This window comes from Bacillus sp. Bos-x628, assembly GCF_040500475.1.
Classification (GTDB): Bacteria; Bacillota; Bacilli; order Bacillales; family Bacillaceae; genus Bacillus; species Bacillus maqinnsis.
In genome coordinates, this window is record NZ_CP159358.1 from 2,099,749 (window position 1) to 2,112,253 (window position 12,505).

The 12,505-nt window shown below is 45.2% G+C and carries 9 protein-coding genes and 2 rRNA genes; all 11 read right to left on the minus strand.

Translation table 11 applies throughout. The annotated features are described in order from the left end of the window. Nucleotides 1-52 precede the first annotated feature (52 nt). A 23S ribosomal RNA gene (locus ABVJ71_RS10895) occupies nucleotides 53-2,983 on the minus strand. Between the two features lie 175 nt (nucleotides 2,984-3,158). After that, nucleotides 3,159-4,707, minus strand: a 16S ribosomal RNA gene (locus ABVJ71_RS10900). The 16S and 23S rRNA genes sit together here, the layout of an rRNA operon. A 385-nt stretch (nucleotides 4,708-5,092) precedes the next feature. Continuing rightward, on the minus strand, nucleotides 5,093-6,592 hold the full coding sequence (lysS, locus tag ABVJ71_RS10905) for a lysine--tRNA ligase (protein ID WP_353854033.1): 1,500 nt from the start codon (nucleotides 6,590-6,592) through the stop codon (nucleotides 5,093-5,095). A 90-nt stretch (nucleotides 6,593-6,682) separates the two neighbouring features. Then, the gene (gene dusB, locus ABVJ71_RS10910; RefSeq protein ID WP_353854034.1) at nucleotides 6,683-7,684 is read right to left on the minus strand and encodes a tRNA dihydrouridine synthase DusB; all 1,002 of its coding nucleotides are present in this window, start codon (nucleotides 7,682-7,684) and stop codon (nucleotides 6,683-6,685) included. Next, on the minus strand, nucleotides 7,677-7,910 hold the full coding sequence (locus ABVJ71_RS10915; protein ID WP_353854035.1) for a helix-turn-helix transcriptional regulator: 234 nt from the start codon (nucleotides 7,908-7,910) through the stop codon (nucleotides 7,677-7,679). Before ABVJ71_RS10915 ends, dusB begins: the two co-directional genes overlap by 8 nt. Beyond that, nucleotides 7,862-8,365 carry a 2-amino-4-hydroxy-6-hydroxymethyldihydropteridine diphosphokinase gene (folK, locus tag ABVJ71_RS10920; protein ID WP_353854036.1) on the minus strand — a complete coding sequence of 168 codons (504 nt, stop codon included), beginning with the start codon at nucleotides 8,363-8,365 and terminating at the stop codon, nucleotides 7,862-7,864. Before folK ends, ABVJ71_RS10915 begins: the two co-directional genes overlap by 49 nt. After that, nucleotides 8,362-8,724 (minus strand): dihydroneopterin aldolase, encoded by a 363-nt coding sequence (folB, locus tag ABVJ71_RS10925; RefSeq protein ID WP_353856639.1) that lies wholly within the window; start codon nucleotides 8,722-8,724, stop codon nucleotides 8,362-8,364. Before folB ends, folK begins: the two co-directional genes overlap by 4 nt. Continuing rightward, a complete protein-coding gene (folP, locus tag ABVJ71_RS10930; RefSeq protein ID WP_353854037.1) occupies nucleotides 8,717-9,574 on the minus strand; it encodes a dihydropteroate synthase in 858 nt (285 codons plus the stop codon). The genes folB and folP overlap by 8 nt, the downstream gene beginning before the upstream one ends. Nucleotides 9,575-9,583: 9 nt before the next feature. Beyond that, nucleotides 9,584-10,432: an aminodeoxychorismate lyase gene (pabC, locus tag ABVJ71_RS10935; RefSeq protein ID WP_353854038.1), complete on the minus strand. Its 849-nt coding sequence runs from the start codon at nucleotides 10,430-10,432 to the stop codon at nucleotides 9,584-9,586. Further along, nucleotides 10,429-11,022, minus strand: coding sequence for an aminodeoxychorismate/anthranilate synthase component II (gene pabA / locus ABVJ71_RS10940; protein WP_353854039.1), 594 nt, complete (start codon nucleotides 11,020-11,022; stop codon nucleotides 10,429-10,431). The genes pabC and pabA overlap by 4 nt, the downstream gene beginning before the upstream one ends. A gap of 13 nt (nucleotides 11,023-11,035) precedes the next feature. Continuing rightward, on the minus strand, nucleotides 11,036-12,454 hold the full coding sequence (locus ABVJ71_RS10945) for an anthranilate synthase component I family protein (RefSeq protein WP_353854040.1): 1,419 nt from the start codon (nucleotides 12,452-12,454) through the stop codon (nucleotides 11,036-11,038). Nucleotides 12,455-12,505 lie beyond the last annotated feature (51 nt).

Here is a 12,505-nt window from a genome sequence, read left to right on the forward strand (position 1 = left end):
GAGAATGTTCTCTCAAAACTAGATAACAATGTTCATGCTTCACATTAGAATATAGGTTAAGTCCTCGATCGATTAGTATCTGTCAGCTCCACGTGTCACCACGCTTCCACCTCAGACCTATCAACCTGATCATCTTTCAGGGATCTTACTTCCTTGCGGAATGGGAAATCTCATCTTGAGGGGGGCTTCATGCTTAGATGCTTTCAGCACTTATCCCGTCCGCACATAGCTACCCAGCGATGCCCTTGGCAGAACAACTGGTACACCAGCGGTGCGTCCATCCCGGTCCTCTCGTACTAAGGACAGCTCCTCTCAAATTTCCTGCGCCCGCGACGGATAGGGACCGAACTGTCTCACGACGTTCTGAACCCAGCTCGCGTACCGCTTTAATGGGCGAACAGCCCAACCCTTGGGACCGACTACAGCCCCAGGATGCGATGAGCCGACATCGAGGTGCCAAACCTCCCCGTCGATGTGGACTCTTGGGGGAGATAAGCCTGTTATCCCCGGGGTAGCTTTTATCCGTTGAGCGATGGCCCTTCCATGCGGAACCACCGGATCACTAAGCCCGACTTTCGTCCCTGCTCGACTTGTAGGTCTCGCAGTCAAGCTCCCTTGTGCCTTTACACTCTGCGAATGATTTCCAACCATTCTGAGGGAACCTTTGGGCGCCTCCGTTACATTTTAGGAGGCGACCGCCCCAGTCAAACTGCCCGCCTGACACTGTCTCCCTGCCCGTTAAGGGCAGCGGGTTAGAAGGTCAATACAGCCAGGGTAGTATCCCACCGATGCCTCCACCGAAGCTGGCGCTCCGGTTTCCAAGGCTCCTACCTATCCTGTACAAGCTGTACCAACATTCAATATCAGGCTGCAGTAAAGCTCCACGGGGTCTTTCCGTCCTGTCGCGGGTAACCTGCATCTTCACAGGTACTATAATTTCACCGAGTCTCTCGTTGAGACAGTGCCCAGATCGTTGCGCCTTTCGTGCGGGTCGGAACTTACCCGACAAGGAATTTCGCTACCTTAGGACCGTTATAGTTACGGCCGCCGTTTACTGGGGCTTCAATTCGCACCTTCGCTTACGCTAAGCGCTCCTCTTAACCTTCCAGCACCGGGCAGGCGTCAGCCCCTATACTTCGCCTTACGGCTTCGCAGAGACCTGTGTTTTTGCTAAACAGTCGCCTGGGCCTATTCACTGCGGCTTCTCGGGGCTTTAACACCCTAAGAAGCACCCCTTCTCCCGAAGTTACGGGGTCATTTTGCCGAGTTCCTTAACGAGAGTTCTCTCGATCACCTTAGGATTCTCTCCTCGCCTACCTGTGTCGGTTTGCGGTACGGGCACCTCTCACCTCGCTAGAGGCTTTTCTTGGCAGTGTGGAATCAGGAACTTCGCTACTAAATTTCGCTCGCCATCACAGCTCAGCCTTTTCGGGAAACGGATTTGCCTATTTCCCAGCCTAACTGCTTGGACGCGGATATCCATTACCGCGCTTACCCTATCCTCCTGCGTCCCCCCATTGCTCAAATGGTGAGGAGGTGGTACAGGAATATCAACCTGTTGTCCATCGCCTACGCCTTTCGGCCTCGGCTTAGGTCCCGACTGACCCTGAGCGGACGAGCCTTCCTCAGGAAACCTTAGGCATTCGGTGGACGGGATTCTCACCCGTCTTTCGCTACTCATACCGGCATTCTCACTTCTAAGCGCTCCACCAGTCCTTCCGGTCTGGCTTCTCTGCCCTTAGAACGCTCTCCTACCACTGTTCGTTAGAACAGTCCGCAGCTTCGGTGATACGTTTAGCCCCGGTACATTTTCGGCGCAGAGTCACTCGACCAGTGAGCTATTACGCACTCTTTAAATGGTGGCTGCTTCTAAGCCAACATCCTGGTTGTCTAAGCAACTCCACATCCTTTTCCACTTAACGTATACTTTGGGACCTTAGCTGGCGGTCTGGGCTGTTTCCCTTTCGACTACGGATCTTATCACTCGCAGTCTGACTCCCAAGGATAAGTCATCGGCATTCGGAGTTTGACTGAATTCGGTAACCCGGTAGGGGCCCCTAGTCCAATCAGTGCTCTACCTCCGAGACTCTTACCTTGAGGCTAGCCCTAAAGCTATTTCGGAGAGAACCAGCTATCTCCAGGTTCGATTGGCATTTCACCCCTACCCACACCTCATCCCCGCACTTTTCAACGTGCGTGGGTTCGGGCCTCCATTCAGTGTTACCTGAACTTCACCCTGGGCATGGGTAGATCACCTGGTTTCGGGTCTACGACCACGTACTCTTGCGCCCTATTCAGACTCGCTTTCGCTGCGGCTCCGCATCTTCTGCTTAACCTTGCACGGGATCGTAACTCGCCGGTTCATTCTACAAAAGGCACGCCATCACCCGTTAACGGGCTCTGACTACTTGTAGGCACACGGTTTCAGGATCTATTTCACTCCCCTTCCGGGGTGCTTTTCACCTTTCCCTCACGGTACTGGTTCACTATCGGTCACTAGGGAGTATTTAGCCTTGGGAGATGGTCCTCCCGGATTCCGACGGAATTTCACGTGTTCCGCCGTACTCAGGATCCACTCTGGAGAGAATGACATTTCAGTTACAGGGCTGTTACCTTCTCTGGCGGGCCTTTCCAGACCTCTTCGCTTATATCATTCCTTTGTAACTCCGTATAGAGTGTCCTACAACCCCAAGAGGCAAGCCTCTTGGTTTGGGCTGTTCCCGTTTCGCTCGCCGCTACTTAGGGAATCGCATTTGCTTTCTCTTCCTCCGGGTACTTAGATGTTTCAGTTCCCCGGGTATGCCTTCTCATACTCTATGTATTCAAGTATGGATACTACTCCATTACGAGCAGTGGGTTTCCCCATTCGGAAATCTCCGGATCAATGCTTGCTTACAGCTCCCCGAAGCATATCGGTGTTCGTCCCGTCCTTCATCGGCTCCTAGTGCCAAGGCATCCACCGTGCGCCCTTTCTAACTTAACCATTTCTTACTTTAGAAAGAATCACTTTGTGATACACTTTGCATTCAATGTGAATGTATTACTTATTGTTATCTATTTTTCAAAGAACAATTCTGTCTCGCTAGAGACATGTTTTGAAGGCATAATCCTTCAAAACTAAACAAGACCAAAACGCACACTGCTCCATATATCCTTAGAAAGGAGGTGATCCAGCCGCACCTTCCGATACGGCTACCTTGTTACGACTTCACCCCAATCATCTGCCCCACCTTCGGCGGCTGGCTCCATAAAGGTTACCTCACCGACTTCGGGTGTTGCAAACTCTCGTGGTGTGACGGGCGGTGTGTACAAGGCCCGGGAACGTATTCACCGCGGCATGCTGATCCGCGATTACTAGCGATTCCAGCTTCACGCAGTCGAGTTGCAGACTGCGATCCGAACTGAGAACAGATTTGTGGGATTCGCTCAACCTTGCGGTCTCGCAGCCCTTTGTTCTGTCCATTGTAGCACGTGTGTAGCCCAGGTCATAAGGGGCATGATGATTTGACGTCATCCCCACCTTCCTCCGGTTTGTCACCGGCAGTCACCTTAGAGTGCCCAACTGAATGCTGGCAACTAAGATCAAGGGTTGCGCTCGTTGCGGGACTTAACCCAACATCTCACGACACGAGCTGACGACAACCATGCACCACCTGTCTCTCTGTCCCCGAAGGGAAAGCCCTATCTCTAGGGTTGTCAGAGGATGTCAAGACCTGGTAAGGTTCTTCGCGTTGCTTCGAATTAAACCACATGCTCCACCGCTTGTGCGGGCCCCCGTCAATTCCTTTGAGTTTCAGTCTTGCGACCGTACTTCCCAGGCGGAGTGCTTAATGCGTTAGCTGCAGCACTAAGGGGCGGAAACCCCCTAACACTTAGCACTCATCGTTTACGGCGTGGACTACCAGGGTATCTAATCCTGTTCGCTCCCCACGCTTTCGCTCCTCAGCGTCAGTTACAGACCAGAGAGTCGCCTTCGCCACTGGTGTTCCTCCACATCTCTACGCATTTCACCGCTACACGTGGAATTCCACTCTCCTCTTCTGCACTCAAGTTCCCCAGTTTCCAATGACCTTCCCCGGTTGAGCCGGGGGCTTTCACATCAGACTTAAGAAACCGCCTGCGAGCCCTTTACGCCCAATAATTCCGGACAACGCTTGCCACCTACGTATTACCGCGGCTGCTGGCACGTAGTTAGCCGTGGCTTTCTGGTTAGGTACCGTCATGGTACGAGCAGTGACTCTCGTACTTGTTCTTCCCTAACAACAGAGCTTTACGATCCGAAAACCTTCTTCACTCACGCGGCGTTGCTCCGTCAGACTTTCGTCCATTGCGGAAGATTCCCTACTGCTGCCTCCCGTAGGAGTCTGGGCCGTGTCTCAGTCCCAGTGTGGCCGATCACCCTCTCAGGTCGGCTACGCATCGTCGCCTTGGTGAGCCATTACCTCACCAACTAGCTAATGCGCCGCGGGTCCATCTGTAAGTGACAGCCGAAACCGTCTTTCATCCTTGAACCATGCGGTTCAAGGAATTATCCGGTATTAGCTCCGGTTTCCCGGAGTTATCCCAGTCTTACAGGCAGGTTACCCACGTGTTACTCACCCGTCCGCCGCTAACTTCCAGGAGCAAGCTCCCTTCTGTCCGCTCGACTTGCATGTATTAGGCACGCCGCCAGCGTTCGTCCTGAGCCAGGATCAAACTCTCCGAAGTATGCAGGATGCATATCACACATGCGTTGCTACACAATGTAACTTAGCATGTGATCATTCTCCTGCCTCGTCAGTTTGACTGACTACCTATGATATATCATATCATAGGATTTTTTATCAAATCTCGAATGAACAGGTACGTTTTGTCTTGTTTAGTTTTCAAAGATCATTTCATTATCGCTCATGGGCGACTTTAATATGTTATCATTTCGCATCGGTTAAAGTCAAGAATTTTTTCAACTTCTTTTTCAACCTCGTTGCTGTTTTGCGGCAACGAATAATAATATACCACCTTGTTTCTTTACTTGCAATAGATTTTTTAAAAAAAGTTTCATTTTAAGAAAAAATAAAAGCGCCATTTGTAAAACGGCGCTTTTATTGATGGATTAACGGTTTCTCATTTGCGGGAAAAGTAATACATCTCGGATTGAAGGTGAATTTGTCAACAACATAATCAATCGATCGATACCGATACCTAATCCACCAGTTGGAGGCATTCCATATTCTAATGCTTCAACAAAGTCGTCATCCATCAGATGTGCTTCATCATTTCCTTCTTCACGCTCTTTTAATTGAGCTTCAAAGCGTTCTCTTTGATCGATAGGATCGTTCAGCTCTGTAAATGCATTCGCATGCTCACGACGTACAATAAACAGCTCAAAACGATCAGTGAAACGAGGATCTTCAGGATTTTTCTTTGCTAATGGAGAAATCTCAACTGGATGTCCATAAATAAAGGTAGGTTGAATCAATGTTTCTTCTACCTTTTGTTCAAAGAACTCATTAATAATATGGCCCACTGTCATATTTTTCGTAATTTCAATCCCATGATCAGCAGCATGTTGCTTCGCTTCTTCTATAGACATCTCTTTCCAGAAGTCTACACCTGTTGCTTCTTTAACCGCTTCAACCATATGAAGCCTCTTCCATTGAGGTTTTAGATCGATTTCATCTTCTCCATATTGAATGGTCGTTGTTCCCAATACTTCTTGTGCAATGTGGGCAATGAGGTTTTCAGTCAGGTTCATGATATCTTGATAATCTGCATATGCTTCATATAATTCGATCATTGTAAATTCTGGGTTGTGGCGGGTAGATACACCTTCGTTACGGAATACGCGTCCAATCTCGTATACTTTCTCTAGTCCGCCCACGATCAGACGTTTCAAGTGCAACTCAATTGCAATACGCATGTATAGCGGCATATCAAGTGCATTATGATGAGTAATAAAAGGACGTGCTGATGCACCGCCAGGAATGCTATGCATAGTTGGCGTTTCAACTTCTAGGTATCCTTTAGAATCTAGGTATCTTCTCATTGATTGAATGATTTTGCTTCGCATGATGAACGTTTGCTTACTTTCAGGATTTACAATCAGGTCAAGGTAACGCTGACGATAACGTTGTTCAACATCTTTTAGACCATGATATTTATCAGGAAGGGGACGAAGTGCTTTTGTTAGAATCTCAAAACTAGTCGCTTTAATAGAAAGCTCCCCTACATTCGTTTTAAATACAGTTCCTTTGACACCAATAATGTCGCCTAGGTCTGAGCTTTTAAATAGCTCGTAAGCTTCTTCACCTACACTATCTTTACGAACGTAAATTTGGATTTGTCCTTCTAAGTCTTGAATGTGCGCAAAACCAGCTTTACCTTTTCCTCTCTTTGTCATCATACGACCAGCAATTGTCACCTGTGCAGCTTTTTCTTCTAAATCTTCTTTAGAAAATTTGTCAAATTCTGCGATAATCTGTGCAGATTGATGAGAACGGTCATATCGCTCACCAAAAGGATCGATACCTTCTTCTCGCATTTTATTCATTTTGTCACGTCTGACTTGGAATTGATCATTTAATTCTTCGTTATTAAGCCCTTCATTACTCATTTATCTCACTCCAATAATTAATTTTGCAGAGAAAAGCAGAAAAACTGCCAGTACATACACTCGCAGTGAGCTGCAATAGAAAAGATCGTCTTATCCTACTTTTATACTTTGAAGCTCTTTTGCCTCGGCTTCGATCGTAAAATTATCAAGAACCTGTACAAGCTCAGCCCTTGTTTCGCATTGATTAATTTTATTCCTTACTTCGGCGTTACCGCGTACGCCTTTTAGATACCATGCTGCATGTTTTCTCATCTCTCTTACAGCGACATGTTCACCTTTTAGGTCAATGAGCCTGTCTAAGTGAAGTTTGCAGACAGACATTTTTTCATGTACTTTCGGCTCTTCTTTTAATTCACCCGTTTCTAAATAATGAACCGTACGATAAATCATCCATGGGTTTCCTAGTGCTGCTCGGCCGATCATGACAGCATCCACACCTGTTTCATCAAGCATACGTTTTGCATCTTGAGGGGTTTTGACATCACCATTTCCTATGACAGGAATAGATACGGATTGCTTCACCTCTTTAATGATATCCCAATTTGCTGTACCTTCGTACATTTGAACACGGGTACGACCATGAAGAGCAATCGCTTGTCCGCCTGCTCTCTCAACAGCACAGGCATTTTCAATGGCGAAGATATGATCATCATCCCAGCCCATTCTCATTTTCACAGTGACTGGTTTATCTACAGCATTAACGACAGCGGACACCATTTCATAAATCTTGTTTGGATCTAGGAGCCATTTAGCGCCTGCATCACATTTTGTAATTTTTGGTACTGGACAACCCATGTTAATATCAATAATATCAGCGGTTGTATGTTGATCAACAAATTTTGCCGCTTCTACGAGTGTGTCCTTTTCTCCTCCAAAAATCTGAAGGCTCAGTGGTTTTTCACGTTCATCAATGTAGAGCATCCCCATTGTTCTGGCGTTGTTAAGCAGAATCGCTTTGTCACTGACCATTTCAGCGCAGACTAATCCCGCTCCAAACTCCTTAACGGTTAGTCTGAAGGCTGAGTTACAAACACCAGCCATAGGCGCAAGCACGACTTTATTTTTAATTTCAATATTGCCAATCTTAAACATCTCCACCCCTCCTTTCTTCCTCTGTTATTGGCGAAAGTTCTTCCACCGTTATATTTAAAGCATCTGCTATCTGATCAACCATTTGTTTTGTTGGTAATCGATTGCCTCGCTCAATTTCTCCTAAGACAGAGACGGAAATACTCAGCCTTTTAGCGAACCCTTCCTGAGTATACCCTTTTAGCTTTCGGTATGCACGAATTCTTCTACCCCACATGTCTTTTTCCATATACTTACACCTTCTTGATCTGTTACGGCATTGATTTGCACTTCGCCGATTTCTGGGCAAATCTCACTCATAGGGACAAGGACGAATAAACGTTCATACATTCTAGGATGAGGAATCACAAGTTGTTCTGATTCAATATTTTCACGATTATAAAGTAAAATGTCAAGGTCTGCCGTCCGAGGCCCCCACCTGACTTCTCTTGTCCTGCCTAACTCATGTTCAATTTGCTGTGTGAGAGCCAGTAGTTCCTCTGGACGAAGTGATGTTGAAATCTTCACCGCCATGTTCAAAAAGTCATCTTGATTCACATATCCTACTGGTGCTGTTTCGTATATAGATGATATTGATTCTACTTGGACGTCTGGATGTTCGTGCAGTTTTTTGACCGCTTCTTTTAAGTAAGTTTCTTTTTTTCCAATGTTTGAGCCTAAAGCGATATATGCTGTATTGTTCATGTGCGTGATCTCGTCATTTCAATCGCAACAGATTGATAGTGTCCTGGAATTGGGGGATCTGGCTTGATGACTTTTACTGTACATTCCTGAACTGACTGAAAATCTTTTAGCACTTGGTTTGCAATTCTTTCTGTTAATGTTTCAACCAAATTGACTGGCTCACCTTCCACAATGCTTTTGCATATTTGGTAAAGCTCTGCATAGTTAATCGTTTCATTTAAATCATCGGTTTGACCAGCTTTACTTAGATCGAGAGAAGCTATTAAATCTACACGAAATCGTTGACCTAATTTATTCTCTTCTGCAAAAACACCATGATAGCCATAAAACTCCATCCCGTTTACATAGACTTTATCGATGATAACCGCCTCCTTTATTCAACATAGCATCCATCATTTTTGCCATTCTTGCGATTTCTTTGACATCATGGACCCGTACCATTGCACTCCCTTTTTGAATACCGAGGCAAACTGTCGCACCTGTTCCTTCAATTCGTTCGTCTGGGGGTAAGTCTAAGACTGCGCCAATGAATCGCTTTCTAGACGTAGCAAGTAATAACGGATAGCCTAGATGGCAAAACGTTTCGAGCTCATTCATAATCACTAGATTGTCTACTTTGTTTTTCGCAAAACCAATGCCAGGGTCTAGTATAATCATTTCATCACGAACACCAGCTTGTTTAACGATTTGTACACTTTCTTTTAAATCTGCAATCATATCTGAAATGAGATGTGTATAGTTTCGCTCTGGTCGATTATGCATCAAAATGATTGGAACTTCATGCTTAGCAGCAACATGTGCCATTTGATTGTCTGCCTTGGCGCCCCATACGTCATTAATGATGGATGCTCCGGCTTTCACAGCCTCATCAGCCACGTGAGCCTTATAAGTGTCGATTGAAATTGGAACATCCAATTCCTTTGTGATCTTCTCAATGACAGGAATGACCCTTGAGAGCTCCTCTTGCTCTGATACAAGTGTTGCACCTGGGCGGGTTGATTCTCCACCGATGTCAATGATATGCGCTCCATCTTCCATCAACTGTTTCGCATGAGCCAACGCTTTATCAATTTGATTAAATTTGCCTCCATCTGAAAAAGAGTCAGGTGTGACATTTAAAATTCCCATGACCAGCGTCTTTTGTTCATAATTAAGATTATGATGCTTGGCTTGTATCATTTTAGGTTGCTTAATTAACGGATGTGTCATTGCGTCCACCTACTCTGTATGTTCTAGACGTTCTTTTGTATATTGTGTTCTCAACTTTGATGAGATCGTTCGTTTATCTTCCGGTAAAACGGTCTCTCCAATACTTCGGAAAGGAATGATTCCCTGTACAGAATTGGTCATCCACGCCTCATCCGCTGAGAGTATATGCAATACTGGATATTGTCCTTCTTTTAGTAAAGCTCCCTGTTCACGAAGAGTTTCTATACAATATCGACGTGTGACACCGTTTAATATGCCTGTGTCAAGTGACGGTGTATAGATCACATCTCCCTTTCGCCAAAACACATTCGAGGTAATTCCTTCTGCAACACAATCTTCTTTTGTCAAAAAAATGCCTTCCATTGATGGATCGTTCCCGATTTCTCTTTTAGCGAGAAGGTTATTCATGTAATGATGAGACTTGAGCCGTCTTGGACCTTCTGGTGTGTTTCTTCTCGTCTGAAGAATGACTCCTTGTTTCTCTTCTAAAACCGATTCAGGTTGAAATGGGGAAATCATGACAAAAATCACCGGGTTCTGATATGGGTCAGCAGAAAACCCATTGCCTCTACCTGCAGAGACATTGAAACGAATCCTCGCATGACCATCTGTGAATTCGTTTTTTTTCAGCAAGGTTTGAATGATGTCGAGTACAAATGGTTTCTCTATTGTGGACTCGATGCAAAGGTCAAGAAGTGATTGATTGAGCCTTTCAAGATGCCAATCTAACAGGAAAACTTGTCCTGCAAGGCTGGTAAATGTTTCGAATACACCGATGCCATATAGAAAACCATGATCAAAAGGAGAAAGAGTCGCTTCTTTCTCCTCTATATACTGACCGTTCAGATAAATGATCATACGTTCACTTCATGCCCCTTTGTGTGATAGGTTTCAATGAAGTTCTTGAGCATTTCTTTCCCAAAGGAGGTCATAATTGATTCAGGATGGAACTGGACACTTTCGATCGGCAGTTCCTTGTGGCGAATGGCCATGAGCTCGCCTTCTTTTGTTCTAGCTGTAGCCACAAAGCACTCCGGCAGCGTCTCGTCCTTGACAATCAATGAATGATATCTCGTCGCTACGAGCGGGTTTGGAAGACCTGTGAAAACGCCCTTTCCGTCATGCACAATCTTTGACGTTTTGCCATGCATTAATCGCTCCGCTCGAATGATATCTCCGCCAAATACTTGTGCTATGGACTGGTGACCTAAACACACACCAAAAATCGGGATTTTTCCAGCAAAATGTTTGATGGCCTCCATACTAATTCCAGCTTCATCAGGACTGCATGGTCCTGGAGAAATCATGAGAAAATCTGGCGTGAGCTGTTCAATTTCTTGGATCGTCATTTGATCATTCCGTTTGACGACCAATTCCTCACCAAGCTCGCCTAAGTACTGAACCAAGTTGTACGTGAATGAATCATAATTATCAATCATTAATATCATACTCTGCTCACCTCTAACTCAAAATAGTCTCTTCTTCGCTCAACTGTAATGCTTTTTTCACAGCATAGGCTTTTTTAATGGATTCTTTGTATTCGTGCTTTGGCACAGAGTCAATGACAATACCGGCACCTGACTGCATAAATGCCCTGCCTTCTGTACAATATGCCGTACGAATGACGATATTAAAGTGCATATCTTGATTAAATCCAAACCAGCCTATAGATCCAGTATAAAGCCCACGTCTTGTTGGCTCAAGCTCTTCTATAATTTCCATTGTTCTTACTTTTGGTGCACCGGTAATAGTTCCACCAGGGAATACGGCTCGCATCACATCTACCGCATCACAATCATCACGCAACTCCCCTTTCACATTAGACACAATGTGCATCACGTGTGAATATTTTTCAATTGCCATAAATTCATTCACCTGCACTGACCCATAAGTGGACACTCGTCCAAGATCATTCCGTTCAAGGTCAACGAGCATCACATGCTCTGCACGTTCTTTTTCATTTTCAATGAGTTCTTTTGCAAGCGCCTGGTCCTCTGCTTCATCTTTGCCTCTTGATCTTGTACCAGCGATCGGTCGGGTTTCTAATTGTGTTCCTTTCTTCTTTATGAGTAGCTCTGGTGATCCACAAACAATTTGGAAATCGGGCGTATGCACATATGACATATATGGAGACGGATTGACTTGACGCAGTATTTTGTAAAGTTCATATGGGTGAGTACGAAGCTGTTCGTCTTGTCTGATGGATAGATTCACCTGGAACACATCACCGTTTGTGATATATTGCTTAATCTTATCTACTGCTTCGCCGAAGGTTTCCTCAGTAAAAGGCGCTGCTGTTACAAATTCTGAGGAAGGCGCGTTTACTGGCGAATATGTTGATTCGTCTGAGGTACTGGTCCAGCTTTGTTTCAATTCTTCTAATCTTCGATGAGCAGTAGCGACAGGCTCTTCTTCATGTGTATGAGTGATAAGCCAAAGAACTCCTTCTTGATGATCATAAACAGCGACATCATTAAACACGAGGAAATACATATCAGGTGTCTTAAGATCATCAATTGATAGCATTTTAAAATGCTCTATATATCTTGCATAATCATAACTTAAAAACCCAATCGCTCCTCCTTGAAAGTCAGGGTACTCCTCGTTCGTTTCGGTTTGAAAAGTTTGAAACCACTCAGCAAATACCCTTAGTGGATCACCTTCTTTAAACAGCGTCTCATCTTGATAATGAATTGTCGTCATCCCATCTTTTCCTTTAGCGGTGGCTATCGGATTGATGCCTGCAATGCTATATGCTCCCCCGCGTGCACTTTCAAGAAGAACATGGTGTGTTTCACGTGCAGATAGTTGTTCATATCTCTTTAAGAATTGATCTTTCGTAAAAGGAATTTTAATGCCCGTCGGCCTGCGTTGTGTCATGTTATCATCCTTTTTTATTTTCATTACCCTTATTTTAATGCAATCCTTTTT